We start from the raw sequence: 25,581 nt of genomic DNA on the forward strand, positions 1-25,581 counted from the left end.
CTCCGACAGCTACGCCCTCAAAGGCAATGTCGGCTTCAAGGTGAAGTGGTAGAAAACCCATAGTCGCAATCAAATTATCGCTCCCGGTGCCAAGCCGGGAGCGATTTGTTTATGCAAAATGCCACGTCTGCATCGATCATGCGACTGTGACCGGAATTTTTGATCGCTGTCGCAAAGCTTTGATGACTTACGTGGTCTTGGCGCTGCCATGAAGAAATTGGACCATAATTCTCTCCTCTGTGTGGCAACCAAAAGAAAAGGCCTTGTATTTGAGCACTGACAATCCAGATTCTAATCCGGCGCGTCCCCGGACGAGTTTCAACCAGCGTAAGGTCAAACTGCCTTATCGTGTTAGAAAAGCAGCAGCATAAAAAGGGCGGCCTACGGGCCGCTTTTTATGAGCCAATAGGTAGCGCTAGTAGTTGGGAGTGGAAAAGGCTGCATGAGCAGCCTTTTCCACGATTTCAGGCGCATCGCTAATCACCTTGAGCAGTAAGCGTGCCGTTGGGTCTGGCTTGCGACGGCCTTGCTCCCAATTGTTCATTGTGGCGGCAGGGATGCCAAACCGTTGCTCAAACTCTTTAGTTGATTTGGCGTAGCGCTTGCGAATTTCTTTGATACGCGAGGCGGGCATGGGATCGATATTCCGAACCTCAAGCGCGACCTCGCCACGTTTCCAAGCCAATGCTTCTTTGAGGCCTTCAAGGATGCCATCGCCAAACTCGGTGTTTTTATCAGCCATTGTTCAACTCCTTAAGGATGGAAAGGATTGCCTTCTTTTGATCTTGCGAAAGGTCTTCTTGCTCATTTTTAGCATAAGCAAACAGCATAACCACAACATCATCCGATAGCATCAAATAATAGATCGCCCGACCACCGCCGCGTTTACCACGGCCCTACATTGCAAACCGAACCTTGCGAACACCCTCAAGGCTCGGAATAACCGCTCCGATCTGTGGATCATTCGCGATTCTTTGCTCCAAGGCGTCTTGATGACGCTCTGACAGGCGAAGCCTACGCAAGTCTTTAGAGTAGCGATTGGTGCGAACTATTTTCATATTGGTTATTTGTACGCCAATGGCGCATTATTAGATTGACGTATGCGCCATTGGCGTAATTTGATGCCGTCCAATTTGGGAGGCTTTTTTATTGGAGAAAGCATGAACCCGATTGAAAAATATATCTGCCAAGCTGCCATGCAGCGCGGTATCAGCCCCGACATTGCGGCGCGTGTTGCAGGCCATGAGGGGATGAATGTCTTTGATCCATCCAAGCGAGATCATGGCGGCGACGACGGCTCGTCCTTTGGGCCTTTCCAGCTTTATTATGGCGGGATCAATCCGGCTATGCCTGACGCAGGCATGGGCGACGACTTCACCAAAGCAATAGGCCTTGATGCGCGCGATCCGTCTACGTGGCAAAAGCAGGTGGATTGACATCTAACTGAGGATCAATGCGGTTCGTCGCATCGTCGAACTTTGGAAAACAGACGACGCATGGCCTCATGATTTGTTGTGAGGTTGTAGAAATTGCATATGAGCATCCTCCTGCCTCATAAAGAATAAGGCGATGTTTTATCGCCGTCCAGCTAACGCATCCTCTCCTTGCTGTTTATGCGCTCGGCAGAACCAAAGCTGCCCATACTTGGTTTTATAACCAAAGCTTCCATCCACGAGCAAAGCCCATCGACATTGCGAGACTGGCATACTCGATTTCTTTGACGAGAAAGTCACGGTTTTTCAAGAGCGATTCGATTGCAGCCCGTACATCGCCTTTGTGATAGGCGAGCACCAACTCAATTTCGTCGTCATATCCATTTTCTTGCACAACTGCATTCATTGCTCTGCTCCGTTAAAAGCAGACACACTCGCCGCCCGGCGTGTCCATAATTTATAATGTTCTTATTTTGTTCATGTGGCTGAAAGAGTCAAGCATGTTGCGTTTCATGTTGCGTGTATTTGCCGGTGGTTTTTGTAACTATTTGTAATTGCAGAGAATCTATTTGCGACACAGTGCAACATGAAATCAGGCTGTTGCTAGCCTGTAATGTATCTTAATGCATTGTTTTTGTTAGGAAATATTTTGGAGGCCTCACCCGGAATCGAACCGGGGTGCAAGGATTTGCAGTCCTCTGCGTAACCACTCCGCCATGAGGCCATCCGTAAGAGGCATGTCAAATCAGCAAATGCTCTCTTGAGACGTTCCAATATTGATAGAGATGCGCTTCGTCAAGCCGTTACCGGCGCGTGAGAGACTTTTCTCCAGCACTTTCCTAAAGATATTGTGAAAAGGGGCTAATCTTCTGGATCGCGATCCGGCGGAGTCTGTGGACGTGCAAGGCTGCCTTTGGAAAACGTGTAGCCTGTTTCCACCGCATTATTTCCAAACTTGTTGCGCAGACGGTCAATAGCGCCTTCCGCGACAGCACGCTTTGTAGCCTGCGTATCGACAAGGTCTGGCGGATCGGCACGATCATCCGTGGAGAGCTCACCAACGCCAATGCCGAGCAATCTGAATTTGGTCCCATCCAGTTCTTTTTCGAGAAGCTGCAGACCTGTGCGGAAAATACGGTCGGCAAGCTTTGTCGGGTCCGCCAGCTGTCGATTTCGCGTGCGCAGTTTGAAGTCCTGAGTTTTGAGTTTAAGCACGATCGTGCGCCCCGCAATATTGCCGGATTTCAGGCGTCGAGATACTTTTTCCGACAGCGCTCGTAGCACAGGCACGAGGTCGGTCGCTTCAGAAAGGTCTTTGTTGAACGTTGTTTCAGCCGAAACGCTTTTCATATCATGTTCAGGTTCAACTTTGCGGCTATCCTGTCCACGCGACAGTCTGAAAAGCCGCTGGCCCATTGTGCCATAGGCTTTCATAAGTGTTCCCTCATCCATGGTTTGAAGCTGGCCTATGGTGCGAATACCGTCGCTCTCAAGCTTCGCATTGAAGGATTTTCCAACCCCCCAGATCATGCTTGTTGGCTTGTCGCGCAGAAATTCAAGTGCCTCTGCCTCGCCTATGACAGAAAACCCACGGGGCTTTTCAAGATCTGATGCGACTTTGGCCAGATATTTGCAATAGGACAGCCCCACAGAGATCGTGATGCCGATCTCGTCTTCGACTCGCTTGGCAAAGCGCGCCAGTATGATCGCCGCAGGCGCACGGTGCAGTCTTTCTGTGCCACCAAGATCAAGGAATGCTTCATCAATGGATATGGGTTCGACGAGCGGCGTGAGATCATGCATCAGCTGGCGAACTTCACGTCCGACACGTGCATATTTTTCCATATTCGGTGTGACGACGACAGCCTGTGGACAGGCTTCCAGAGCTTTATACATCGGCATGGCAGAGCGCACGCCATGAATGCGGGCTATGTAGCAGGCCGTGGAAACAACACCGCGCTTGCCGCCACCGATAATGAGCGGCTTATCGCGAAGGTCGGGATTGTCGCGCTTTTCAACCGAAGCATAAAACGCATCGCAATCCACGTGGGCGAGTGAGAGTTTGTAAAGTTCGGTATGCCGCACCAGACGCGGGCTGCCACAACTACGGCAACGCCGCGCAGACTCAGCCTTTTGCAGCGATAGACAATCGCGGCAGAAGCCGAACTCTGGACTGTTAACGGCAAATGGCTCGGTCATGGCTGTGTGCGGTTTGATGAACATAAAAGGAACATCGTTTATAGCACCAATGTACGATAATGCTATCGTCACTCTGCTATCCTGTTCGCTCTGCACTTGACATTGGCAAAGATATCACCAAGTTTAGCAGTATGAACAATCGTTTTGCTTCCATACTCCATCGGGTTCAGCCGATCACGGGATAGCAACCCTCGAGTCCTGCTTAGCGCAGAGGATTCTGGGGGACGGTTTGCCGCTCACCTTCAAGCGGAATTACTAAAAGCGCTTTCTTTAAAAATTCAAACAGTTGCTCCGGGCCAGTCGAGTTACGGAGGACAATCATCATTAGGCAGCAGTGAGCTATCGTCATGAATGCAAAGAATCGCAAAAAGCCAAAGATCGTCGTCAGTGATCTTGATCACGAACGGCTGACAATTCTGGCCGGCAACGTCTCCGAAAAACTGGAGGAGGTTGCCGAGGAGTTACTGCAGGAACTGGACCGCGCCAAGGTGGTTCCGTTCAAGAAACTGCCGGCAGATGTCGTTCACATGGGTTCGACGGTCGAGTTCCGCTCCAATGATGGACATGAGCGTAAAGTCACGCTGGTTTATCCGGGCGAGGCCGATATTGCGCAGGGTCGAATCTCTATCCTGACACCAATTGGTACAGCATTGATTGGTCTTACGCCGGGACAGTCCATGTCTTGGGTTGCACGTGACGGAAAGACGCATGAGCTGAGTGTTCTCAGCGTGTCGCACACCGAAGCTGCAAGCGCCTGATTTTCTTTTAGAGCGCATCCCGGAAACTGTGAAACAGTTTTCGGACAAAGATGCGCGTTAAAATAAGGGATCGGAGCGTTGATCTGATTCAATCAGATCGAAACGCGCTCTAAGTGATAGAACTGATAAGGCCCTGTTTTTGCGGGGCTTTTTATTAGAAATGTTGGTTTAGTCCCCCCGGCAGAAGCACCGCTGCTTTTTCAATTGTCACCGGGTCACGCCCGGTTTCCTGGCAAAAACGCATCAGTGTGGGTTCGTGCCCAAGATAAAATTGCAGAACGCCAGCCAAAAAGCCGGGCTCCTGGGCCGCGGAGCGGATTGAAGAAGCCTCTATACCGGTCAAAGCGAGAAAACGGGACATCAGCTCCTTGTCTTGTGCGAGCCATACCAGCGCTTCAACTGCAACGTTTTCCGCATCCGTCTTGCTCATGAGCGTCTTCATGGGCTGTCTCCATTCTTCGAATATGCTTGCTTTTATCCCCCACGCGTCAGTGCTTCAATGCAAGATGGAAGGAATATTTGCCTTTCGTCAATGAAATGCGCTTAAACTCAGGAATTCCATAGGGGTGTAATGGGCAGATCAACCTGTCTTGCGACGGATAAGAATTAGGCCAGGGAATATTCGATGACTAAAACTGTGATGATCGTCGAGGACAACGAACTCAATATGAAGTTGTTTCGCGATCTTATCGAAGCCAGCGGATATGAAACCATCAGGACCCGGAATGGTCTTGAAGCGCTTGATCTTGCCCGCGAGCATAGGCCCGATCTCATTTTGATGGATATTCAGCTTCCTGAAGTCTCCGGTCTGGAAGTCACCAAGTGGCTTAAGGATGATGACGAACTCAAGCATATTCCGGTGATTGCGGTCACGGCATTTGCGATGAAGGGAGATGAGGAGCGCATCCGGCAGGGCGGCTGCGAGGCTTATATATCAAAACCTATTTCGGTTCCGCGTTTTATCGAAACCATAAAATCATATTTGGGAGACGCTTAGAGCGGTCTTTATTATAAGAGCACAGAGGGGGCGGGAATTGGGGGCAGTGTATTATGACAGCAAGAATTCTCGTCGTTGACGCTGAGGAAACACACGTAAAGCTGCTCGAAGCGCTGCTGCTGAGCGAGTATTACGAAGTTATTACAGCCAATAATGGTGCTGAGGCGATTGAAATCTGTCTTGGTGGACAGATTGATGTGATCATTCTCGATGTTTTGATTCCGGGTGTTGAGGGGTTTGAGGTTTGTCGTCGTTTGAAGGATGATCCGCGAACGACCAATATTCCTGTTATCATCCTGACCGCGCTCAGCAGTGCGGAAGACAAGATCAGGGGGCTTGAGGCGGGAGCGGACGATTTCATGTCCAAGCCGGTCAAGGATTCCCAACTTCTTTCACGTGTGAAAAGCCTTGCCCGGCTTAAAATGGTGTCTGACGAGCTGTTTCAGCGCACCGGCACTGTGGCGGATACGGAAGTGGAAGCTCTGCTTGCGGCGAAACTTTCCGGTCGCTTTGGGGCCGGTGAGGACGCAGCGCGCATTCTCGTGGTCGATGAGAACGAGCTGGCAGCCGCTCGGCTGCGCCTGATTCTGGGCGAAGATTATTTTGTTGATGTTGCGTATGATGCCAATGACGCTCTCATCAAGGCGATCGAGAACGACTATGACAGCATCGTCATTTCGGCAGACTTCATCTATTACGATCCTTTGCGGCTCTGCTCTCAGATGCGCACCATTGAACGCACGCGGCTTGTTCCCATCATTCTTATTGTGAATGAAGAAGAAGGCTCTCTGGTGGTGCGTGCGCTTGAACTGGGGGTGAATGATTATGTGATGCGCCCGCTGGAGAAGCTTGAGCTTTATGCGCGGCTGCGGACGCAGATCAAACGTAAATGTTATAATGATCTTTTGCGGCAGAGCTTGAATCGCACAATCACCATGGCAGTCACGGACAGCCTCACTGGGCTGCATAACCGCCGTTACCTGGATACCCACATGCCGGTGCTTCTGTCGCGCGCTATGGGGCGTGAGCGGCCATTATCAGTCATCATGGTGGACTTCGACCATTTCAAGCGTGTCAATGACAAATACGGTCATGATGGCGGTGATGATGTACTGCGTGAATTCTCATCGCGGTTGCGCACGCAAATTCGCGGCATGGATGTAATGTGTCGCTATGGCGGCGAAGAGTTTGCTGTGGTGCTTCCCGATACGGATCTTGCATCTGCTGCGGCCGTCGCGGAGCGTCTGCGTGAGGCAATCGCTGCGAAGCCTTTTGTGATTGCGCGCGGCAAGCATGAGATCACCATGACGATCAGCATCGGGATTGCAGCCTTGCGGCTGATGGGGGGGGATAGTGTTGAAGCGCTTTTCGCACGCACCGATGCAGCTCTTTATGAGGCCAAGAAAAAAGGCCGCAACAGGGTTGTCCTGTCGGCTGCATGATATCGAATAAAAGCCAACAAAAAAGCCGCCTCGAAAGAGACGGCTTTTTGATTCCTGCCAGTGGACTGGCGTCGGAAACGAATTACTTGATCTTCGTTTCCTTGAACTCGACGTGCTTGCGCGCAATCGGGTCGTATTTTGTCTTTGTCATCTTATCCGTCATCGTGCGGCTGTTCTTCTTCGTTACGTAGAAGAAGCCGGTGTCAGCGGTCGACAAAAGCTTGATCTTGATGGTCGTAGCCTTGGCCATATCGAAATACCTGCTCTTTCATGATTAAACCGCTGCGAGTCTCGCCAGTTGGCCAGAAGCGGAAATTCGGCGCGACACTACGGATTAAGGGGGAAAAGTCAACCCCGCTTCTTCCTTTGAACAAGCCTAATCGCAGCAAAGAGTGCGAAAGCCGCAAAAAACATGCCAAGAGTGAGCGGAAAACCCTTTGTACCCATGGCATCCATGCCCACACCGACCACTTGTGGCCCTGCCAACATGCCGATGGCATAGCAAAAGATGAAGGCGGCGTTGGCGGATGCGAGTTCGCGTCCGGTGAGTTCAGAGCCGAGATGGGCGAGGCCAACGGTATAGAGTCCGGCGACAACGCCGCCCCATAGAAACAAAACCCCTGCCATCAGATACCAGTTGCTCATAAGATAAGGCAGCGCAATCATGCCCAAGAGCCCGGTTACGGCACAAAACAGCAGCAGTTTACGGCGGTCGGAAATACGGTCGCTGACGATGCCAAGCGGAATTTGCATAAGCACATTGCCAAGCCCGATCATGGTCAATAAGAGCGCTGCATCACCCTCCGTATAGCCGACCTTTGCGCCGAACACCGGAAACAGCGCAAAGCCGCCCGTTTCAACGGCGCCAAACACAAACACGGCCATTGTTGCCGTGGGAACAGCAAAAATGAAGGGCAGGAAAGGAACGTGCTCACCTTCCTCAAAATCCGGGCTGTCGCGCCATGCAATAAGCACCGGAATTGTAGCAATCAGGATGATTGCGAAGCCGACATAGAAGGGCAGGCCACCGGCGCTGCCAATTTTCGAGAACAGCCAGGGGCCAAATGCGAAACCGAGCGAGAGCGATGTCGCATAGATTCCGAGCACCAATCCCCGTTTTTCGGGCGGTGCGGAGGCATTGATCCAATATTCGGACAGAACGAACAGCACCGTCAACGCAAAATGCAGCACGATTCGCAGAGCAAACCATGCCCAAAGCGGTTGCAGAAAGTGAAATCCGACAAAAGCGATGCTGCCGATGACCAGCATCAACACGATGGCCTTGGCCACACCAAGGCGGGCAGCAATCGGTGCGGCAAGCGGCGCTGCAACAATCGATGCAAGGCCCGCAACCGCAGTGTTTGCCCCGATAAGGCTGGCGGAATAGCCGCGGCTTTCAAGCAGCACGCTCAAAAGCGGAATGCCAAGCCCGATAGCGGCGCCCATAGCGCTGATCGTAGCGATCGCTGCGGCAAGCGAGCGCCAATGCAACTGCCCCTGAGGGTTCCTGCCGTTTGGTTCCTGAGGAATGCTCTCAGCAGGATAGATTTCTTTATTCATAAGGTCAGATCACTTCACGCACAAAGCGGCCATGCCGCTTGCTGTATTGCGCCACAGGAAGAGTGGCGGGCAGGTCAAACCGGCTTTGCGAGAGCAGCATTCGTGCTTCCTTCAGAATGGCTTGCGTAATGCGGGCAATGTCGAGTTTATCAACATCATCAATGGCGACCCAATCCAAATCTTCCAATTCTCCGCTTGGGACAAGTGCTGAGCTTTCCAGTCCCGGTAAACTGTCGCGAAATGCGATGAAAAATCGCGTATCGAATCGACGAATATTGCCTGGTGGTGTCACAGCACGGGCGAAATAGCGCAGATCGCCAAGCGCAGGCAATGCGCCACGCTCAAGGAATGCACACCAATCCTTATTATCAGGCATTATTATGGTGTTTGATGACAGTTGTTTGCGAGACGAAGCGTCGGCCGTGGCTTCGGCTGTGACGCGGCGTGCAATCCGCAACCCCGTTTCCTCAAATGTTTCGCGGATGGCACAAAGCCCAAGCGCGCGTGCCCGACGCAATGTTGCCCGAGCACCCATGCCGGAAAGCAGTTTCTGTGTGTCATCCCCAGTCAGTTCGCTTGCGGCGGCGATGGCGCCATCTTCCGCATCGGCTCTGCCGCCGGGGAAGACGAATTTTCCCGGCATGAAAACCAGACTGGGGTGGCGCCGCCCCATAAGAATACGCGGTGTGTTGCCTGTGCGGTCAATCAACAGCAAGGATGCGGCATCGCGGGGCCGCAATGCTGGCTTGGGAGAGGTCGGCTTTGAAGGGGCGCGGGCTGTCACGGCAGAACCGCTTGTTATGTGACGTCGCTGTAATCGCCTTCGCCGTGTCCACCGAATCCGTGCATGAACAAAGCCCATTGCAGCCCGATTGTCGCGCCTTTGACAGGCTGTAGCAGGAGCAGGCTCAACAGAACGATCATCGGCCCCCATATGGCCATATGGGTCAACAGCGATAGATTGGTGGTGGCTTCCACGCCCATGAAAGCCGCAACCACGATATGGCCGACGATGAGGATCGTCAGATAGGCCGGCAGATCATCGGCGCGCTGTTCTGTGTAATCTTCACCGCATACGGAGCAATGGTCGACCGGTTTCACAAACGCACGAAACAGCTTTCCTTCGCCGCAATGCGGGCAGCGGGATTTGAAGCCACGCCACATGGCTTGCTTCAAATCACGGCTCGGTCGTGCGGCTTTCGGGCTTTCGCCACCGAAAACCTGAACTGGACTGTCTGTGGAACTGGCCTCTAGCATGCTCATCTGCGACCTCTGCTCTTAGAGCGCGAAACGCCCGAAGGTTTTCCTTTGCGCCCGCGCATTCCTTTGCTTGCCTTATGATGCGAACGCGTCGACATCGGCAGGGAATGCGGTTCCGAAACCATCTCAAAACGAAGGGCCCCCGCAACAGGGAGCGCTTCCACAAGCCTTACCGTCACCGTATCACCGAGACGGAAGCCTTTTCCGCTTCTTTCACCGGCAATTGCATGATTGGCTTCATCGTAAAGATAGTATTCATCACCCAAAGTTGAAATAGGCACAAGCCCATCTGCGCCATATGTCGCAAGAGACACAAACAATCCGGCCCTCGTCACTCCGGTAACACGGGCTTCATAATCATCGCCCAGATGGGCGGCGAGGAAATGTGCGATCAGACGGTCCACGGTTTCGCGCTCGGCAAGCATCGCGCGGCGTTCCGTGGATGAAATCAGCGCTGCTGTTTCTTCAAGCTGGGCTTCTTCATCGGTGGTCAGGCCATCCTTGCCAAGATTCAGAGCCTTGATCAAGGCCCGATGCACGATCAGATCGGCATAACGGCGGATGGGCGAAGTGAAATGCGCATATTTATGCAAATGCAGGCCAAAATGACCAATATTATCAGGGCTGTAAATCGCCTGACTTTGCGTGCGCAGCACAACCTGATTGACCAGATCCTGATGATCCGTGCCTTCAACAGCCTCTAAAATGCGGTTGAACTGTGCCGGCTTGAGAGCGGCGCCTTTGGCCAGGTTCATATCAAGCGTGCGCAGAAACTCGCGCAAGGATTCCTGCTTCGCAAGGGCGGGTTCATCGTGAATGCGGAAGATCAGTGGCTGGCGATGCGCTTCAAGCACTTCTGCCGCTGCAACATTGGCCTGAATCATGAACTCCTCAATGAGCTTATGCGCATCAAGCCGTTCAGGCACGACCACTTTGTCCACCTTGCCATCGGGTGCCAGAATGATTTTTTTCTCAGGCAAATCCAGCTCAAGCGGTTCACGCGCATCGCGACCGCGTTTGAGAGCGCCATACGCAGCCCACAACGGCTTGAGGATCATGTCGAGGATCGGTGCGGTCTTCTCGTCGGTTGCGCCATCAATCGCGGCCTGTGCCTGCGCATAGGCGAGTTTTGCAGCCGAACGCATCAGGATGCGATGGAACTTGTGAGACTTCTTGTGACCATTGGCGTCGAAAACCATGCGCACAGCAAGTGCTGGGCGATCTTCCAGTTCACGCAGTGAGCACAGATCATTGGAAATGCGCTCTGGAAGCATCGGCACAACGCGGTCGGGAAAATAGACTGAGTTGCCGCGCTTCAATGCTTCACGGTCGAGTGCGGAATTGGGACGCACATAGGCTGCAACATCGGCAATCGCCACGATGACGACGTGGCCGCCCAGATTGGTCGGGTCGGTATCCGGCTCGGCATAGACCGCATCATCGTGATCCTTTGCATCGGCCGGATCAATAGTGACGAGCGGAATTTTGCGCCAGTCTTCGCGGCCTTCCAGCGTTGCAGGCTTGGCATTTTCGGCTTCGCGGATCACGTCTTCTGGGAAGATATGCGGAATTTCGTGTTCATGGATCGCGATCATCGAAAGCGCTTTTTCACTATCGACAGAGCCTACGACCTGACGCACCTTCCCACTCGGTAGACCGTAGCGGCGTGAAGACTGAAGTTCGACTTCGACCAGATCGCCGCTTTTGGCGTCGAGCAGCGATTGCGGGTCAAGCTGCACTTCCGGCTGCTTGCGGTTAACGGGTTCAAGCCGCCACTCGCCGCTGCTCAGCCGGCGCAAAACGCCGAGAACCGCATTGCTGCTCTGGTCTATAACCTTGATAACGCGGGCCGAATATTCCGGGCCTTCATTTTCCTTGTTGCGGAAAATCTTCGCCAAGACGCGGTCACCAACACCTACGGTCGGTCCATCGGATGATTTGTTAAGGCGTGTACGGCGGATCAGAACGACAGGCGGCTTGCCATATTCGGCCTCATCCCAGTCGCTCGGACGGGCAACGAGGCCGCCATCATTGTCGCGGCCGGTGATGTGGAGCGTGGCGATCGGGGGGAGAGAACCGGGGCGGGACAATCGGCGTGCGCGCTTTTCGAGCAATCCATCGTCTGCAAGTTCTCGCAGCAGGTTTTTAAGATAAACCCGTGCATCGCCCTTGATATTGAACGCCTTGGCAAGTTCACGCTTGCCAGCGCGGTCCGGGTTTTCTTCAATGAATTTGAGGACGTCCTGACGCGTCGGCAAATGAGCAATGGGATCAGCCGACTTTGCCTCGTTGCGTTTTGCTGTTGCTGCACGCCGTTCGGTCCGTGCGGATCGTCCGGTATCGGATTTGGGGAAACGGCGTGCCAAGTCTTACTCCTCTGCCGCTTTCGCCTTGCTTTTTGATTTTGCAGCAGGCTTTTTTGCGGCGGTCTTTTTCGTTGCTGTCTTTTTTTCAGCGGTCGCAGTTTTTGCGGCGGTTTTGCGGGCCGGCGCCTTCTTGGTCTTGGTGCTGCCAGCCTTGGCGGCAATCAAAGCGAGCGCTTCTTCCAGTGTCACACTGGTCGGCTCCTGGCCTTTTGGCAGTGTGGCATTGACCTTGCCCCAATTGACATAAGGGCCATAACGGCCATCGCGCACGGTGATGGGACCGCCATCGGGGTGATCGCCAAGCGTTGCAAGGGCTGCCGGTGTCGAGCGTCCGCGACCGGGGCCTTTGGATTGCTTGTCTGCAAGAACCGCAACGGCGCGATTAAGACCAACTGAAAATACCTCTTCGGCGTTTTCGAGATTGGCGAAGGTGCCGTCATGGCTGACATAAGGCCCATAGCGCCCGATGCCTGCTGAAATCATCTTGCCGGTTTCTGGGTGCTGGCCAACATCGCGTGGAAGCGACAACAGTGCCACGGCCTTTTCATGATCGATTGTATCAACTGACCAGCCTTTAGGCAGGCTGGCACGCTTGGCTTCCTTGCCTTCACCGCGCTGGATATAGGGGCCAAAACGTCCTGAGCGTGCCGTAATTTCCTCACCGGTAAACGGGTCTTTGCCGAGCGACTTCGGTTCATCAGAAGCTGCTGCTTCGCCATTGCCGTCACCGCCGAGCTGGCGGGTGAATTTGCATTCAGGATAGTTTGAGCAACCAACGAATGCACCATATTTGCCAAGTTTGAGCGAAAGTTGGCCGGTGCCACAGGTCGGGCATGTGCGTGGATCGCTGCCATCGCCGCGATCAGGGAAGGCGAGCGGCGCGAGTTCTTCATTGAGTGCATCAAGCACGTTGGTAACGCGCAGTTCCTTGATGTCATCAATAGAGCCGGAAAAATCGCGCCAGAAATCGCGCAGTACGTCTTTCCAGGAAAGCTTACCGTCGGAAATCAGATCGAGCTTTTCTTCGAGATCCGCCGTGAAATCATATTCGACATAGCGTTTGAAAAAGCTTTCAAGAAACGATGTTACCAGACGGCCTTTGGGTTCCGGTATAAGCTTGCGCTTGTCGATGGTGATATATTCGCGGTCGCGCAGCGTTGCGAGCGTGGCGGCATAGGTCGATGGACGGCCGATGCCAAGCTCTTCCATCTTCTTGATAAGCGAAGCTTCCGAATAGCGTGGCGGCGGTTCGGTCGAATGCTGGGTCGCATCGATTTTTTCTCGTGAAATGGCCTCACCAGAACGGATTTCAGGCAGCTTTGCGCTATCTTCGTCCTCGTCTTCTTCCTCGCGATGGTCTGTATAAGCAGCAAGGAAGCCGTCAAACTTCGTAACCGAACCATTGGCTCGCAGCATCGCCGATTTTGCGCCGTTAATGGCTTCAATATCGGCGGTCGTGCGTTCAATGTCGGCAGCCTGCATCTGGCTGGCAATGGCGCGCTTCCAGATCAGTTCATAAAGGCGTGCCTGATCTTCGTCGAGATAGCGGCGGACTTCCTTTGGATGACGCGAGAAATCCGTTGGACGGATTGCTTCGTGCGCTTCCTGTGCGTTCTTGGCCTTGCTGGAGTAATAGCGCGGTTTTTCGGGAACGTATTTTGCACCGAAATTGTTGCCAATAGCATCACGGGCGGCACTGATCGCCTCTGGAGCAATCTGTACGCCGTCGGTACGCATATAGGTGATGAGACCCGCAGTTTCGCCGCCAATATCCACACCTTCATAAAGGCGCTGTGCAACCTGCATGGTGCGCGATGCCGAGAAACCAAGCTGGCCGGATGCGGCCTGCTGAAGTGTTGAAGTGGTGAATGGAGGACCGGGATTGCGCTTGGTTGGCTTGGCCTCGACAGAGACGGCCTTGAAGCTTGCGCCTTCCAGCATGGTACGGATGGCAGTTGCCTGCTCTTCATTCTTGATGTCGAGCTTGCCGACTTTTTTGCCGTCAAGAACGGTCAGCCGCGCAGTGAAAGCATCGTTGCGCGGGGTTTTAAGCGCAGCAGCGATATTCCAGTATTCTTCACGAATGAAGCGTTCAATCTCGGATTCGCGATCACAGACCAGACGCAGCGCCACAGACTGCACACGGCCCGCAGAACGCGCGCCGGGCAACTTGCGCCACAAAACCGGAGAGAGGTTGAAGCCAACCAGATAGTCGAGGGCACGGCGCGCCAGATAGGCATCGACTAGCGGCTCATCAATATCGCGTGGATTGGCGATAGCATCCAGAACGGCCTTTTTGGTGATCGCATTGAATGCAACACGCTTGACCGTTTTGCCCTTGAGCGCTTTCTTCTGATTAAGAACTTCCAGCACGTGCCACGAAATGGCTTCCCCTTCGCGATCAGGGTCAGTTGCAAGAAACAATGCATCGCTGTCTTTGAGCGCTTTGACAATGTCTGCCAGACGCTTGGAGGAATTGCTGTCTACCTCCCATGACATTGCAAAATCTTCATCCGGACGGACCGATCCGTCCTTAGCTGGTAGATCTCGCACGTGACCAAACGAGGCCAGAACCTTATAGTTCGAGCCTAGATATTTATTGATGGTTTTTGCCTTGGCAGGCGATTCGACTACGACGACGTTCATTAAAACTGCCCAGATTCGCGATGCTTACGGATGGATTATCCTTTTATCGCGTTCAAATATTTGCCTTTCACATGAACAGCGGTTTGCGTTTGGTCAAGAGCGACGAGCGAAAAATCGATAAATACAACTTAAAATTGCTTTTGTTAATTATAAACCAAATGGTAGTATTGCGTTGGGGTATATCCAACGGGCAAGCGCCAGAAGGGTGGTTTTCATAAGCATGAAACCGAACGATCTTGGGGGCAAGAATGGTTCAACGGATAGCAACGCGCGGGGAGATAATCATGTATATTGAACAGATGCTTGAAGAACTGATCATTATGGCCAAAAAAAATAATCAGCATATGCTGGCATATATGATGGATATGGCATTGCAGGAAGCGCGGGACGAGCGCCGCCTTTGCGAGAATGCTCAATAATTATCCGTTTATTTTTATTGAGGCATAAGCGCCACCTGATTGCCGGGATACCGTAATAGCCTCCCGGCAAGATCAAGTTCCAGCAGAATGAATTGTACATTGCCCGATTCCAGGCCCGTGTGTCTGACAAGCGTGTCAATATCGACAGGGACCGGTCCGAGCGCATTCATAAGAATGTCTCGCTCTTCATCCGTGGTTGCTGCCTGACGGTTCTCTGGTGGTTCCTCAAACTGTTTGAGAAGATCAGGTTGATCCGTCTTGTTGCGCATAGTTTCGCCGCCTGTCAGCGGAGCAAGGGCTTCAATGACATCATCGGCATGCGTTACCAGTGTCGCCCCTTGCTTCAAAAGCGCATTGGTGCCGCGTGCACGCGGATCAAGCGGTGAGCCGGGCACGGCAAAGACTGTGCGGCCCATTTCACCAGCCATACGGGCACTGATGAGCGAACCTGAACGCTCCGCTGCTTCAACCACGATGAGACCGAGTGAAAGGCCTGCAATAATGCGGTTACGGCGCGGGAAATCACGCGAGCGTGGTTCAGCCCCCATCGGCATTTCGGTGATCAGTGCGCCGCTATGTTCAGGAATGGCGCGATAAATCGGCAGGTTTTCAGGTGGATAGGGCTTATCAAGGCCGCCAGCCAGCACAGCCACCGTTCCGCTTTGCATGCTTGCCTTATGCGCTGCGGCATCAATGCCGCGTGCAAGGCCGGAGACAATAGCGAAACCTGCATCACCCAGATCACGTGCAATTTTTTCGGTGAAACGTGCGCCGACGACTGACGCATTGCGTGAGCCAACGATCGCTATGGGCGGTTTGCGAAACACATTGACATCACCCTTGATGATGACCAGCGGAGGAGGCGCTTCGCAGTTTTTCAATTGTTGCGGATAGTCGGGTTCGCCCATACCAACAAGACGCGCGCCGATGCGCTCAATGGCTTCAAGCTCACGCTCGGCATCTTCGAGCGGTGTGACGCGTATAGTTCGCGAGCCGCCGCCACGAATGTTGAGGCTTGGCAGCCGTTCAATCGCGTTGGCGGCTGATCCGCAAAACAAAATCAGATCACGGAACGTCACCGATCCGATATTGTCAGTGCGGATAAGACGCAGCCAGTTGAGCCGCTGCCGATCTGAGAGGCGAATTCCATTTTTCGAATTCGCGCTTTCTGTCATCCCTTTTTGCCGATCTTGCTCTCGGTGCCGCTTAAAAGCCGCGAGATGTTGGTGTGATGCTTGATAAAGATGATCAATGTCATGACGGCAAACAAGCCGGCAATTGCCGGATCACCACGCATATAAAGCACAATCGGAACAATAAGACTTGCCACCAGTGCTGACAGCGAAGAATAGCGGGTGAGAAGGGCGGTGATGATCCATGCCGCGATAAAAACCAGTGCGCTGGGCCATGCGAGACCGATCAGAATGCCGAGATAGGTTGCGACACCTTTGCCGCCCTTAAAACCAATCCACACCGGGAAAAGATGGCCAATGAAGGCACCAAAACCCGCGGCAATTGCAGCCGCTTCGCCAAACCGCCATGCGATCAGCACCGCAACGGTGCCTTTGAGCGCATCAAGAATGAGTGTTGCGGCTGCGAGCTTTTTGTTGCCGGTGCGCAAAACATTGGTTGCACCAATATTGCCGGACCCGATTGCACGCACATCGCCCAGACCCGCAAGCCGGGTCAGAACAAGCCCGAAAGGAATGGAGCCGAGAATGTAACCGAAAATCAGTGCCCCCAGCGACACCAGACTGAACAGACCTGTTTCGGTCATGAAGTTCCCCATATGCACTTTATTAAAACCAGTTGAGAAGAAAAGCCGCCTGAAATCAAGACGGCTGATCTGAAATTTTTAAACTGAATAAACTGTTTTGCCGCCGACTATAGTGCGGTTCACGCGTCCCTGGAAGCGGGCACCTTCAAAGCAGCTGTTCTTCGAGCGCGAATGCAGGTCTTCTTCGCGAACCACCCATGGTTCATCAAGATCGACGATTGCAAGATCGGCTTTTGCGCCGGGCATCAATGTGCCGGCATCCAGCCCGAAAATACGTGCAGGAGCGGTTGAGAGCACTTCTACCAGACGCAGCAGCGGAATGCTGTCGTTGTGGTGCAGGCGAAGCGCCGCCGCCAGTAGTGTTTCCAGACCAATCGCGCCAGCTTCAGCATCGGCAAAAGGCAGGCGTTTGGTGTCAACGTCCTGCGGATCATGTGCCGAAACGACAATATCAATGGTGCCATTTTTGACTGCTTCAACCATTGCCAGACGATCTTCTTCGCTGCGCAGAGGCGGTGACAGACGGAAGAAGGTGCGGAACTCACCAATGTCGTTTTCATTCAGCGACAGGTGATTGATTGAAACACCGGCTGTTACCTTGGTGCCAAGGTCTTTCGCACGACGAAGCGCATCCGCAGACATGGCGCAGGAGAGCTGGGCTGCGTGATATTTGCTGCGCGTGAGAGCGGCCAAACGCAGGTCACGCTCCAGCGGGATGACTTCTGCTTCGCGTGGGCTACCCGAAAGGCCGAGCCAGCTTGCAAAAAGGCCTTCATTCATCACGCCATTGGCGCCGAGATAGGGGTCACGGGTTTCGCAGGCAATCACCGCATCAAAATCGCGCGCATAGGTCAGAGCGCGGCGCATCAATTGTGTATTGATAAGCGTGTTGCGGCCTTCCGTGAAGGCAACCGCACCGGCATCACGCAGCAGGCCGATTTCCGTCATTTCCTCGCCATGCAAGCCTTTGGTGATGGCGGCTGCCGGATGCACATTGACGATCGCGGTATCGCGCGCAGTGCGCTTGACGAACTCGACCAGTGCCACATCATCAATCACCGGATCGGTATCCGGCATCATGATGATGGACGTCACACCACCCGCTGCGGCGGCACGGCTGGCAGAAGCAATCGTTTCGCGATGTTCAGCGCCCGGTTCGCCGATAAAGACGCGCGAATCGACCAGGCCGGGTAGGATTGCCATGCCGTTCAGATCGACGACCTCCGCACCTTCCGGTGCGCCCTGATTGCGGGCATCAGCACCACTTGCGGTGATCTTGCCATCTTGAATGAGCAAGCTGCCGTGTTCATCCAGCCCGCGCGATGGATCAACAATACGGGCATTTTCAAAAAGGATCGCACTCATGCGCGTTCTCCTGCGGTTTCTGCGCGACGCGGATCAAGCAGAGCTTCCATCACTGCCATGCGCACAGCCACGCCCATTTCAACCTGTTGCTGGATCATGCTCTGCGGTCCATCTGCCACATCGGATGCAATCTCGACGCCGCGGTTCATCGGACCGGGATGCATAACCAGAGCGTCAGGCTTGGCATATTTGAGCTTTTCATTATCGAGGCCATAAAAGTGGAAATATTCGCGCACCGAAGGCACGAATGAACCCGCCATACGTTCGCGTTGCAGACGCAACATCATCACGACATCGGCGTCTTTGAGACCCTCTTCCATCGTGTTGTAAACTTCAACACTCATGTCAGCGATGCCAGCAGGCAGCAGGGTTGACGGGGCAACAACGCGGACGCGTGCGCCAAGCGCATTGAGCAGCAGGATGTTTGAGCGTGCGACGCGCGAATGCAGTACGTCACCGCAAATGGCAACGATAAGATTGCCAATATCACCCTTGGCACGGCGGATTGTCAGCGCATCAAGCAGTGCCTGTGTCGGGTGCTCGTGCGCGCCATCGCCTGCATTGACCACAGCACAGCCGACTTTTTGCGCAAGAAGTGCGGCTGCACCCGCAGATGCATGGCGTATGACCAGAATATCCGGCTGCATGGCGTTCAGCGTCATGGCTGTGTCGATGAGCGTTTCGCCCTTCTTGACCGACGAATTGCCGACCGACATGTTCATCACGTCTGCGCCCAGCCGTTTTCCGGCGAGTTCGAACGATGATTGCGTTCGCGTCGATGCTTCAAAGAATAGGTTGATCTGGGTGCGACCACGCAGCACGGATTTTTTCTTCTCGGACTGTCGGGAAACAGCCACTTCCTGATCTGCAAGGTCAAGAAGACAATTAATGTCCAGGGGCGATAGCCCCTTGATGCCAAGCAGATGGCGATGAGGAAAAATCGGAGAGGCCGGTTGTTGGGTCATGGCAAGTCATCCGTTTAGAACCGGCGTTTAGAACCGGCGTTTAGAGCCGCGAAAGCTGGACAGTAACCGCCCTTATAATGGCTTTGGCCGATTCACAAAGAAAAACCTGTGTTGTTTTGCGCAGAAATTGCATGTGTGTGCGAAAATGTTAGGAAATTGCAACGCAAGAAAGCATAGAATGTTAAATCAGCAGGCATTAAAATGCTTGCATTGAGATCATTGAATTGAACAAACCAAACGGATCAGCCTGTGAAAACGCATGAAGTTACCAACCAGACCCCGTTTATGACGGGCACGAATGCATATCTGGGCGATCCGCTTCTCATGCAGATTGCAGCACGTTTCCCAAAAGAACTGCATTCCGATCTGGAGAGCAACGGTCGTTTTGTCATGTCGGCAGAAGCGCAGGATCTTGCGCGTCTTGCCAATACGGAACTGCCAAAGCTGCGCAGTCATGACCGTCAGGGGCGTCGCATTGATCTGGTGGAATATCATCCGGCCTATCATGCGCTGATGCGTCGTTCGATTGCGCAGGGCCTGCATTGCTCGATCTGGGAGGCCAATCCTGCCGAAGCCGGACGCCGCCATCAGGCGCGCGCTGCTCGTTTCTTTCTGACTGCTCAGCTTGAAGCCGGGCATCTTTGTCCGCTGACGATGACCAATGCGTCGCTCGCTGCCGTCATGGCTTCGCCTGATCTTTACAAGCAATGGTCGCCGCAGATTCTGTCGCGCAAATATGATTCCTCGCAAAAGCCTGCATTCAACAAGCAGGGTATCACGCTTGGCATGGGCATGACCGAAAAGCAGGGCGGTACCGATGTTCGCGCCAACACGACCCGCGCCGAACGCAATGAGGATGGCACTTATACATTGAGCGGACATAAGTGGTTTATGTCCGCTCCCATGTCCGATGCATTTTTGGTGCTTGCGCAGGCGGAGGAGGGGCTTTCCTGCTTCCTGCTGCCGCGATTGACCAATGAGGCGGCTGGCAACGGCTTTTTCTTCCAGCGTCTCAAAGACAAGCTCGGCAATAAATCCAATGCTTCGGCAGAAGTCGAATTTGATGGCGCTATCGGTCATCTGGTCGGTAATCCCAGCGAAGGTGTTAAAACCATTATGGATATGGTGACGCTGACGCGGCTGGATTGTGCTGTTGCCTCTGCCGGTCTGATGCGTTCGGGGTTGGCGGAGGCTATTCACCATGCCCGCCATCGCATTGTTTTCGATAAGCCTCTGATCGAACAGCCACTGATGAGCCGGGTTCTTGCTGATATGGCGCTGGATGTTGCAGGTGCGACAGCACTTTCCATGCGCCTTGCGCGCGCATTCGATATGGCTGCAACGGACCGTGCGGAAGCGGCTTTTGCACGCTGCATGACACCGGTTGTTAAATATTGGGTCTGCAAGATTGCCCCGTCACTGCTTTACGAAGCGATGGAGTGCCTCGGCGGCAATGGCTATATTGAGGATGGCAATCTTGCGCGCGCCTATCGCGAGGCTCCAGTCAACGCAATATGGGAAGGCTCGGGCAATGTCATGGCGCTTGATGTGGCGCGCGTGCTGTCGCGTGCCCCATCTTTATTTGATGAAGTGCTGGACTGGATTAGCGAAAAGCTTGGCGTGCGCGGGCAGGGCACCATTGATGTGCTTCAGGCTGCTTTGCAATTGACCGAATCCGATCAGGGTGTTGCGCGTCTTCTGACAGAGCAGCTTGCCTATGCCGCAGCTGCAGCCGAACTGCGAAATCTCGGGGCTGATGATATTGCAGACGCCTTTATTGAAACCCGTCTGGGCGGACAATGGCGCTCAACCTATGGCATGCTGGATGCGCGCCACGATGCCAATCGGATCCTTGATCAGCTTTATCCGGCGTCGTGATCGTCATCATCATAAGACGATGAGCGAAGCAGGTGCAGACGATCAAGCGCGCCTTGCAGAATGAAGGAAGCCGCGGCCGAATCGATGCGTTCGGCCCGTTTCCCGCGAGAGACATCCATACCGATTAACACGCGTTCAGCGGCGACCGTCGACAGGCGTTCGTCCCAGAATACGAATGGCAGATCGGTCAGCGGCTGCATGGTGCGCACAAAGGCGCGGGTTGCCTGAACGCGGGGCCCGGCTGAGCCATCCATATTCATCGGCAGGCCAATAATAATGACGCCGACTTTGTCTGCTTCGAGCGCTTTTAACAGCACCTGTGCATCGATTGTGAACTTTGTGCGTTTTATAACGGGGCGGGGATGGGAGAATGACAAGCCAAGATCGGAAACAGCAAGGCCAATAGTTTTGGTGCCAAGATCAAGCCCGGCAATTGTCTGGCCGGGTTGCAGAATTTCCAAAATGTCTTCGATCTCAACGACGGCCATAGGTCCTCATAGTATTTTGATCAGGCTTCATATTGCCTGATGGAATTGAGCCGTAATATCTGTTTTGAAACTGAAAATCGAGCCGCAAGGAGAAACACAATGAAAATCACCTGGTTGGGCCACGCTGCCTTTCGCGTTGAGACAGATAAGGCGGTCATTCTGATCGACCCGTTCATTCATGGAAACCCTGGCGCTAAAGGCATTGATTTCAAAGAAGCGACCAAGGGCGTCACGCATATCGCGCTCACCCACGGTCATGGCGATCATATTGGTGACACTGTTGAGATTGCCAAAGAAACCGGTGCGACTGTGATTGCGAACCCCGAAATTACCGGTTGGCTTGGCCGCCAAGGTTTGGAAAAATTCAGCATGGGTAATACAGGGGGAACCATTGTTCGCGAGGGGTTCAGCGTAACGTTTGTGAATGCGCTGCATTCTTCCGCCATGATGACTGAAGATGGCATCACGCAGTCAATGGGTAATCCGAACGGTCTGGTATTCCATTTTGAGGATGCGCCGACACTCTACCATATGGGTGACACGGATATTTTCTCCGATATGGCGCTGATCAATGAACTGCACCAGCCAGAAATCGGCATTGTGCCTATCGGAGATCGTTTTACGATGGGTGGTGCTGTGGCAGCGCTTGCGTGCCAGCGCTATTTCAATTTCAAAACCGTTCTGCCATGCCATTACGCCTCGTTCCCATTCATTGAAAAGACCGCAGACAAGTTTGTTGCGGCAATGTCTGACTATAAGGAAACGAAGGTGCTTGTCGCTGACGCCGGCACTGTCCACACGTTCTAACTGCGGATGGAAGCGCAAGAAATGTTGCGCTTCCCCACCTGCACCGCTATAGCCGGTAAAAGAACCTTTTCAGGGTAGCGGTTCGCTGCCCTAAATTATAAATTTGCGGAGAACAGGATGTCCGTCGATATTTCCACCGTCAAGCGCGTTGCGAATCTTGCGCGTATCGCCGTCAATGAAGACGAAGCCGAGCGCATGACCGGTGAACTCAATGCAATTCTGGGCTTTGTCGAGCAATTGAACGAAGTCGATATTGAGGGCGTTGAACCGATGACCTCAGTGACGCCGATGAAGATGCGTCTGCGTGAAGATGCAGTGACGGACGGCAATATCGCCAATGCCATTGTTGCCAACGCGCCTGTGACCGAAGACAATTTCTTCGTGGTGCCAAAAGTCGTGGAGTAAGTCGATGGCTGTTCGGGTTTCCGTCGAGACCCCATTGCAGGATGATGTGCGTGATCTTGTTAGAGCATTGAACGCGCATATGCTGCCGCTTTCGCCTGTCGAGTTCCAGTTCAAGATGACTGTTGAACAGATGGCTGAGCCGGATACGACGGTTTTCGTCGCACGGGATGAAGATGGCAAGGCCGTCGGCTGTGGTGCGCTGAAGATGCACGATAACGGTGTGGGAGAACTCAAACGCATGTTCACCCGCCCGGAAGTCCGGGGCAAGCGTATCGGTTCGCATCTTGTCGCTGCAATTGTCGAGCTGGCAAGAGCCAAGGGTGTTTCGCGGCTGGTGCTTGAAACGGGTACCGGCCCCGGCTTTGATCCGGCCTGGCGGCTTTATGAAAATTCGGGTTTTGCGCGTTGCGGAGTGGTTCTGGATTATCCTGACTCCGAATACAGCGCCTTTTTTGAAAAGCGTCTTGCTGAGGCGTGACTTTACAGGATTTGATGATGAGCGAACTGACCGCACTGACTATTGCCGAAGCGCGCGATAAGCTGAAGGCTAAAGCCTTCACCGCGACCGAACTGACAGAAGCCTATATTGCGGCTATTGATTCCGCCAATGACAAGCTCAATGCCTATGTCGCTTTGACGCCTGAAAAGGCGCGCGAAATGGCAAAAGCGTCGGATGCACGCATTGCCGAAGGCAAGGCAGGTGCTCTCGAAGGCATTCCGCTTGCTGTGAAAGACCTGTTTGCGACCAAAGGCGTGCACACGCAGGCGTGCTCGCATATTCTTGATGGTTTCAAGCCGGAATACGAATCGACCGTCACCGCCAATCTCTGGGCTGATGGCGCGGTTATGCTGGGCAAGCTCAATATGGACGAATTTGCCATGGGCTCGTCCAATGAAAGCTCCTATTATGGCCCTGTGAAAAACCCTTGGCGCGCAAACGGCTCAGATATTGATCTGGTGCCGGGTGGCTCTTCGGGTGGTTCAGCGGCGGCTGTTGCTGCACATCTTTGTGCAGGCGCTACGGCGACCGATACCGGCGGTTCGATCCGCCAGCCAGCAGCCTTCACAGGCACAGTGGGTATCAAGCCGACTTATGGCCGTGTTTCGCGTTGGGGTGTCGTTGCTTATGCATCGTCGCTTGATCAGGCTGGTCCGATTGCTCGCGATGTACGTGATGCTGCGATCCTGCTGAAATCCATGGCATCGCTTGATCTCAAAGATACGACATCCGTTGATCTGCCTGTGCCGGATTATGAAGCAGCGATCGGCAAATCGCTGAAAGGTCTCAAAATCGGTATTCCAAAAGAATATCGTATGGATGGCATGCCAGAAGAAATCGAAAAGCTTTGGCAGCAGGGTGTTCAGTATCTCAAGGATGCGGGTGCGGAAGTCGTTGATGTATCGCTGCCGCACACCAAATATGCGCTTGCTGCCTATTATATTGTGGCACCTGCAGAGGCTTCGTCTAACCTCGCACGTTATGATGGTGTGCGTTACGGCCTGCGCGTACCTGGCAAGGATATTGCCGACATGTACGAACAAAGCCGTGCCGCTGGTTTTGGCAAGGAAGTAAAGCGCCGCATTCTGACTGGTACCTATGTTCTGTCAGCTGGCTATTACGATGCTTATTATCTGCGCGCGCAGAAGGTTCGCACGCTGATCAAGAAAGACTTTGAAAATGTCTTTGCAAGCGGCGTTCATGCAATCCTGACGCCGGTTACGCCTTCTGCTGCATTCAGCATTGGCGATAAGGAACTCGCAAACGATCCGGTCAAGATGTATCTCAACGACATCTTCACTATCACGCTCAACATGGCTGGTCTGCCGGGCATCGCAGTCCCTGCGGGTCTCAACGATCAGGGCCTGCCGCTTGGGCTTCAGCTGATTGGCCGTCCGTTTGAGGAAGAAACATTGTTCCAGGCAGCAAGTGCAATCGAGCAGGCTGCGGGACGCTTTACGCCAAAGAAGTGGTGGTAAAATCTGAAACTCTTATTCGCCGTGCCCGGCTTAGATCCGAAAATCGGGATCGATTTTCAAGAGGATCGAAGCCAGAATATAAAAAATTAGAGCGACCTTTGTGCGTCCAAGTGGACGCACAGCGCTCTATGCCCGGCGAATTTGTTTTGATGGCTGAAATTGCGGTGCGCGCATGGCAAACCGCAGCGCGTGAGATTGTTCTGACGGATGAAAGACGGTCAGAACTTCAGGCCAAATTCCTTCGCGATTTGCGCGAAAATACCGATGGTGTTCTGTTGGCGGAGCGAAGCGGCGAGATTTGCGGCTGGGGCGCTCGCGTCCCGAAAACAAACTATGTTTCTGATCTTTGGATTGCCCCTGCCTTTCACGGTCAGGGAGTGGGCGGCGCCCTGCTTGACGCATTGATGGCACAGATTGTTCTTGATGGTTTTGTGGAAGCCGAAATTGGCACCCATGCCGATAATTTTCCAGCAATCGGGCTTTATGAAAAAGTAGGGTTCAGGATCTATCACCGCAGCGAAGAATGGTCGGAGTGCTTTGGCCGAACGGTTGAAAAAGTCCGTATGCGGATCGTCTTGTAAAGTTTCATTGTCATTTGGGCATATGCGCCTATCCTCTGTAAGGAATCATTTTTCAGCAGGAGGGGCTTATGTGGATTATGCTTACGGATGTCAGTGGCGAGCGTGTTGCCGTCAACTTCAATCACGTCCTGTCTTACAATGCATATGGCACCGGAACGCGTATTGTGACGCTGAGCACTGATCTGACATTCTTCGTTAAAGAGTCGATCGATGACATTCAAACCAAGCTCGGCATCGATGTGAAAAGCTGAAACATAT

General features: G+C 53.4%; 27 protein-coding genes and 1 tRNA gene. 12 read left to right on the forward strand and 16 right to left on the reverse strand.

The window, feature by feature from the left end; all coding sequences use genetic code 11:
* Nucleotides 1-415 precede the first annotated feature (415 nt).
* Nucleotides 416-742 carry a helix-turn-helix domain-containing protein gene (locus ABE530_RS13820; RefSeq protein WP_499694881.1) on the reverse strand — a complete coding sequence of 109 codons (327 nt, stop codon included), beginning with the start codon at nt 740-742 and terminating at the stop codon, nt 416-418.
* 418 nt (nt 743-1,160) lie between these two features.
* On the opposite strand from ABE530_RS13820, the gene ABE530_RS13825 reads away from it, so the two are divergent.
* Nucleotides 1,161-1,436, forward strand: coding sequence for a hypothetical protein (locus tag ABE530_RS13825; protein WP_499694882.1), 276 nt, complete (start codon nt 1,161-1,163; stop codon nt 1,434-1,436).
* A 214-nt stretch (nt 1,437-1,650) separates the two neighbouring features.
* Here the strand turns inward: ABE530_RS13825 and ABE530_RS13830 are convergent, their stop codons facing one another.
* The 3 genes from ABE530_RS13830 to ABE530_RS13840 all read right to left on the reverse strand — a co-directional run bounded on the left by ABE530_RS13830 (nt 1,651) and on the right by ABE530_RS13840 (nt 3,632).
* Nucleotides 1,651-1,839 carry a CUE domain-containing protein gene (locus ABE530_RS13830; protein ID WP_499694883.1) on the reverse strand — a complete coding sequence of 63 codons (189 nt, stop codon included), beginning with the start codon at nt 1,837-1,839 and terminating at the stop codon, nt 1,651-1,653.
* A 244-nt stretch (nt 1,840-2,083) separates the two neighbouring features.
* Nucleotides 2,084-2,157: transfer RNA gene (locus tag ABE530_RS13835), tRNA-Cys, on the reverse strand.
* 137 nt (nt 2,158-2,294) lie between these two features.
* Nucleotides 2,295-3,632, reverse strand: a complete 1,338-nt coding sequence (locus ABE530_RS13840) for a DNA polymerase IV (RefSeq protein WP_499694941.1) — start codon at nt 3,630-3,632, stop codon at nt 2,295-2,297.
* 347 nt (nt 3,633-3,979) lie between these two features.
* Between ABE530_RS13840 and rnk the strand changes: the two genes are divergently transcribed.
* Complete coding sequence (rnk, locus tag ABE530_RS13845; protein ID WP_265986645.1) at nt 3,980-4,390, forward strand: nucleoside diphosphate kinase regulator; 411 nt, start codon at nt 3,980-3,982, stop codon at nt 4,388-4,390.
* A 154-nt stretch (nt 4,391-4,544) separates the two neighbouring features.
* On the opposite strand, the gene ABE530_RS13850 is transcribed toward rnk, so the two are convergent.
* A complete protein-coding gene (locus ABE530_RS13850) occupies nt 4,545-4,832 on the reverse strand; it encodes a DUF3572 domain-containing protein (RefSeq protein ID WP_499694884.1) in 288 nt (95 codons plus the stop codon).
* Nucleotides 4,833-5,015: 183 nt separating this feature from the next.
* Here ABE530_RS13850 and ABE530_RS13855 point away from each other — a divergent pair, with 183 nt between their 5' ends.
* A complete protein-coding gene (locus ABE530_RS13855; RefSeq protein WP_265986643.1) occupies nt 5,016-5,387 on the forward strand; it encodes a response regulator in 372 nt (123 codons plus the stop codon).
* 53 nt (nt 5,388-5,440) lie between these two features.
* Nucleotides 5,441-6,829: a PleD family two-component system response regulator gene (locus tag ABE530_RS13860; RefSeq protein WP_499694885.1), complete on the forward strand. Its 1,389-nt coding sequence runs from the start codon at nt 5,441-5,443 to the stop codon at nt 6,827-6,829.
* Nucleotides 6,830-6,911: 82 nt separating this feature from the next.
* Here the strand turns inward: ABE530_RS13860 and rpmG are convergent, their stop codons facing one another.
* From rpmG to topA, 6 genes are all read right to left on the reverse strand, one after another.
* Nucleotides 6,912-7,079: a 50S ribosomal protein L33 gene (gene rpmG / locus ABE530_RS13865; RefSeq protein WP_140903472.1), complete on the reverse strand. Its 168-nt coding sequence runs from the start codon at nt 7,077-7,079 to the stop codon at nt 6,912-6,914.
* A gap of 98 nt (nt 7,080-7,177) precedes the next feature.
* Complete coding sequence (locus ABE530_RS13870; RefSeq protein WP_265986695.1) at nt 7,178-8,320, reverse strand: MFS transporter; 1,143 nt, start codon at nt 8,318-8,320, stop codon at nt 7,178-7,180.
* 73 nt (nt 8,321-8,393) lie between these two features.
* Nucleotides 8,394-9,032, reverse strand: a complete 639-nt coding sequence (locus ABE530_RS13875) for an NUDIX hydrolase (protein WP_499694942.1) — start codon at nt 9,030-9,032, stop codon at nt 8,394-8,396.
* A 155-nt stretch (nt 9,033-9,187) separates the two neighbouring features.
* Nucleotides 9,188-9,652: a DUF983 domain-containing protein gene (locus tag ABE530_RS13880; protein WP_265986639.1), complete on the reverse strand. Its 465-nt coding sequence runs from the start codon at nt 9,650-9,652 to the stop codon at nt 9,188-9,190.
* Nucleotides 9,649-12,015, reverse strand: coding sequence for a ribonuclease R (gene rnr / locus ABE530_RS13885; RefSeq protein WP_265986637.1), 2,367 nt, complete (start codon nt 12,013-12,015; stop codon nt 9,649-9,651). The genes ABE530_RS13880 and rnr overlap by 4 nt, the downstream gene beginning before the upstream one ends.
* A gap of 3 nt (nt 12,016-12,018) precedes the next feature.
* Nucleotides 12,019-14,661 (reverse strand): type I DNA topoisomerase, encoded by a 2,643-nt coding sequence (topA, locus tag ABE530_RS13890; RefSeq protein ID WP_499694886.1) that lies wholly within the window; start codon nt 14,659-14,661, stop codon nt 12,019-12,021.
* A gap of 284 nt (nt 14,662-14,945) precedes the next feature.
* Between topA and ABE530_RS13895 the strand changes: the two genes are divergently transcribed.
* Complete coding sequence (locus tag ABE530_RS13895) at nt 14,946-15,080, forward strand: hypothetical protein (RefSeq protein ID WP_265986634.1); 135 nt, start codon at nt 14,946-14,948, stop codon at nt 15,078-15,080.
* A gap of 14 nt (nt 15,081-15,094) precedes the next feature.
* On the opposite strand, the gene dprA is transcribed toward ABE530_RS13895, so the two are convergent.
* The 4 genes from dprA to ABE530_RS13915 form a co-directional block, all read right to left on the reverse strand.
* Nucleotides 15,095-16,255, reverse strand: coding sequence for a DNA-processing protein DprA (gene dprA, locus ABE530_RS13900; protein ID WP_499694887.1), 1,161 nt, complete (start codon nt 16,253-16,255; stop codon nt 15,095-15,097).
* A complete protein-coding gene (gene plsY, locus ABE530_RS13905) occupies nt 16,252-16,857 on the reverse strand; it encodes a glycerol-3-phosphate 1-O-acyltransferase PlsY (protein ID WP_499694888.1) in 606 nt (201 codons plus the stop codon). The genes dprA and plsY overlap by 4 nt, the downstream gene beginning before the upstream one ends.
* Before the next feature lie 78 nt (nt 16,858-16,935).
* Nucleotides 16,936-18,222: a dihydroorotase gene (locus ABE530_RS13910; protein WP_265986631.1), complete on the reverse strand. Its 1,287-nt coding sequence runs from the start codon at nt 18,220-18,222 to the stop codon at nt 16,936-16,938.
* A complete protein-coding gene (locus tag ABE530_RS13915; RefSeq protein ID WP_265986630.1) occupies nt 18,219-19,187 on the reverse strand; it encodes an aspartate carbamoyltransferase catalytic subunit in 969 nt (322 codons plus the stop codon). Before ABE530_RS13915 ends, ABE530_RS13910 begins: the two co-directional genes overlap by 4 nt.
* 249 nt (nt 19,188-19,436) lie before the next feature.
* Between ABE530_RS13915 and ABE530_RS13920 the strand changes: the two genes are divergently transcribed.
* Nucleotides 19,437-21,065: an acyl-CoA dehydrogenase family protein gene (locus ABE530_RS13920; protein WP_499694889.1), complete on the forward strand. Its 1,629-nt coding sequence runs from the start codon at nt 19,437-19,439 to the stop codon at nt 21,063-21,065.
* On the opposite strand, the gene ruvX is transcribed toward ABE530_RS13920, so the two are convergent.
* Nucleotides 21,050-21,553: a Holliday junction resolvase RuvX gene (gene ruvX, locus ABE530_RS13925; protein WP_499694890.1), complete on the reverse strand. Its 504-nt coding sequence runs from the start codon at nt 21,551-21,553 to the stop codon at nt 21,050-21,052. The two genes, ABE530_RS13920 and ruvX, sit on opposite strands and share 16 nt — an antisense overlap.
* Nucleotides 21,554-21,652: 99 nt before the next feature.
* Between ruvX and ABE530_RS13930 the strand changes: the two genes are divergently transcribed.
* The 6 genes from ABE530_RS13930 (at nt 21,653) to ABE530_RS13955 (ending at nt 25,574) form a co-directional block, all read left to right on the forward strand.
* Nucleotides 21,653-22,360 carry a metal-dependent hydrolase gene (locus ABE530_RS13930; protein ID WP_265986627.1) on the forward strand — a complete coding sequence of 236 codons (708 nt, stop codon included), beginning with the start codon at nt 21,653-21,655 and terminating at the stop codon, nt 22,358-22,360.
* 117 nt (nt 22,361-22,477) lie between these two features.
* Entirely contained in the window at nt 22,478-22,765 is a 288-nt protein-coding gene (gene gatC, locus ABE530_RS13935) for an Asp-tRNA(Asn)/Glu-tRNA(Gln) amidotransferase subunit GatC (protein WP_265986626.1), read from the forward strand.
* A gap of 4 nt (nt 22,766-22,769) precedes the next feature.
* Nucleotides 22,770-23,243 (forward strand): GNAT family N-acetyltransferase, encoded by a 474-nt coding sequence (locus tag ABE530_RS13940; protein WP_499694891.1) that lies wholly within the window; start codon nt 22,770-22,772, stop codon nt 23,241-23,243.
* 17 nt (nt 23,244-23,260) lie between these two features.
* Entirely contained in the window at nt 23,261-24,742 is a 1,482-nt protein-coding gene (gatA, locus tag ABE530_RS13945; RefSeq protein WP_499694892.1) for an Asp-tRNA(Asn)/Glu-tRNA(Gln) amidotransferase subunit GatA, read from the forward strand.
* A gap of 149 nt (nt 24,743-24,891) precedes the next feature.
* Nucleotides 24,892-25,323 carry a GNAT family N-acetyltransferase gene (locus ABE530_RS13950; RefSeq protein WP_499694893.1) on the forward strand — a complete coding sequence of 144 codons (432 nt, stop codon included), beginning with the start codon at nt 24,892-24,894 and terminating at the stop codon, nt 25,321-25,323.
* A 68-nt stretch (nt 25,324-25,391) separates the two neighbouring features.
* A complete protein-coding gene (locus tag ABE530_RS13955; protein ID WP_265986622.1) occupies nt 25,392-25,574 on the forward strand; it encodes a hypothetical protein in 183 nt (60 codons plus the stop codon).
* Nucleotides 25,575-25,581: the final 7 nt, after the last annotated feature.

It is taken from the genome of Brucella sp. TWI559 (assembly GCF_039674265.1).
Lineage (GTDB): Bacteria > Pseudomonadota > Alphaproteobacteria > Rhizobiales > Rhizobiaceae > Brucella > Brucella chromiisoli.

Bases quoted from the DNA above. Each gene is read 5' to 3' on its own strand.
- plsY (WP_499694888.1), bottom strand. From the start codon at position 16,857: ATGACCGAAACAGGTCTGTTCAGTCTGGTGTCGCTGGGGGCACTGATT.
- ABE530_RS13860 (WP_499694885.1), top strand. From the start codon at position 5,441: ATGACAGCAAGAATTCTCGTCGTTGACGCTGAGGAAACACACGTAAAG.
- ABE530_RS13940 (WP_499694891.1), top strand. From the start codon at position 22,770: ATGGCTGTTCGGGTTTCCGTCGAGACCCCATTGCAGGATGATGTGCGT.
- ABE530_RS13915 (WP_265986630.1), bottom strand. From the start codon at position 19,187: ATGACCCAACAACCGGCCTCTCCGATTTTTCCTCATCGCCATCTGCTT.
- ABE530_RS13950 (WP_499694893.1), top strand. From the start codon at position 24,892: ATGGCTGAAATTGCGGTGCGCGCATGGCAAACCGCAGCGCGTGAGATT.
- gatC (WP_265986626.1), top strand. From the start codon at position 22,478: ATGTCCGTCGATATTTCCACCGTCAAGCGCGTTGCGAATCTTGCGCGT.
- ABE530_RS13875 (WP_499694942.1), bottom strand. From the start codon at position 9,032: ATGCCGGGAAAATTCGTCTTCCCCGGCGGCAGAGCCGATGCGGAAGAT.
- ABE530_RS13820 (WP_499694881.1), bottom strand. From the start codon at position 742: ATGGCTGATAAAAACACCGAGTTTGGCGATGGCATCCTTGAAGGCCTC.
- ABE530_RS13840 (WP_499694941.1), bottom strand. From the start codon at position 3,632: ATGACCGAGCCATTTGCCGTTAACAGTCCAGAGTTCGGCTTCTGCCGC.
- ABE530_RS13910 (WP_265986631.1), bottom strand. From the start codon at position 18,222: ATGAGTGCGATCCTTTTTGAAAATGCCCGTATTGTTGATCCATCGCGC.
- ABE530_RS13880 (WP_265986639.1), bottom strand. From the start codon at position 9,652: ATGAGCATGCTAGAGGCCAGTTCCACAGACAGTCCAGTTCAGGTTTTC.
- ABE530_RS13930 (WP_265986627.1), top strand. From the start codon at position 21,653: ATGAAAATCACCTGGTTGGGCCACGCTGCCTTTCGCGTTGAGACAGAT.
- ABE530_RS13830 (WP_499694883.1), bottom strand. From the start codon at position 1,839: ATGAATGCAGTTGTGCAAGAAAATGGATATGACGACGAAATTGAGTTG.
- gatA (WP_499694892.1), top strand. From the start codon at position 23,261: ATGAGCGAACTGACCGCACTGACTATTGCCGAAGCGCGCGATAAGCTG.
- dprA (WP_499694887.1), bottom strand. From the start codon at position 16,255: ATGACAGAAAGCGCGAATTCGAAAAATGGAATTCGCCTCTCAGATCGG.
- ABE530_RS13955 (WP_265986622.1), top strand. From the start codon at position 25,392: ATGTGGATTATGCTTACGGATGTCAGTGGCGAGCGTGTTGCCGTCAAC.
- ABE530_RS13825 (WP_499694882.1), top strand. From the start codon at position 1,161: ATGAACCCGATTGAAAAATATATCTGCCAAGCTGCCATGCAGCGCGGT.
- ABE530_RS13895 (WP_265986634.1), top strand. From the start codon at position 14,946: ATGTATATTGAACAGATGCTTGAAGAACTGATCATTATGGCCAAAAAA.
- topA (WP_499694886.1), bottom strand. From the start codon at position 14,661: ATGAACGTCGTCGTAGTCGAATCGCCTGCCAAGGCAAAAACCATCAAT.
- rpmG (WP_140903472.1), bottom strand. From the start codon at position 7,079: ATGGCCAAGGCTACGACCATCAAGATCAAGCTTTTGTCGACCGCTGAC.
- rnk (WP_265986645.1), top strand. From the start codon at position 3,980: ATGAATGCAAAGAATCGCAAAAAGCCAAAGATCGTCGTCAGTGATCTT.
- ruvX (WP_499694890.1), bottom strand. From the start codon at position 21,553: ATGGCCGTCGTTGAGATCGAAGACATTTTGGAAATTCTGCAACCCGGC.
- ABE530_RS13855 (WP_265986643.1), top strand. From the start codon at position 5,016: ATGACTAAAACTGTGATGATCGTCGAGGACAACGAACTCAATATGAAG.
- ABE530_RS13850 (WP_499694884.1), bottom strand. From the start codon at position 4,832: ATGAAGACGCTCATGAGCAAGACGGATGCGGAAAACGTTGCAGTTGAA.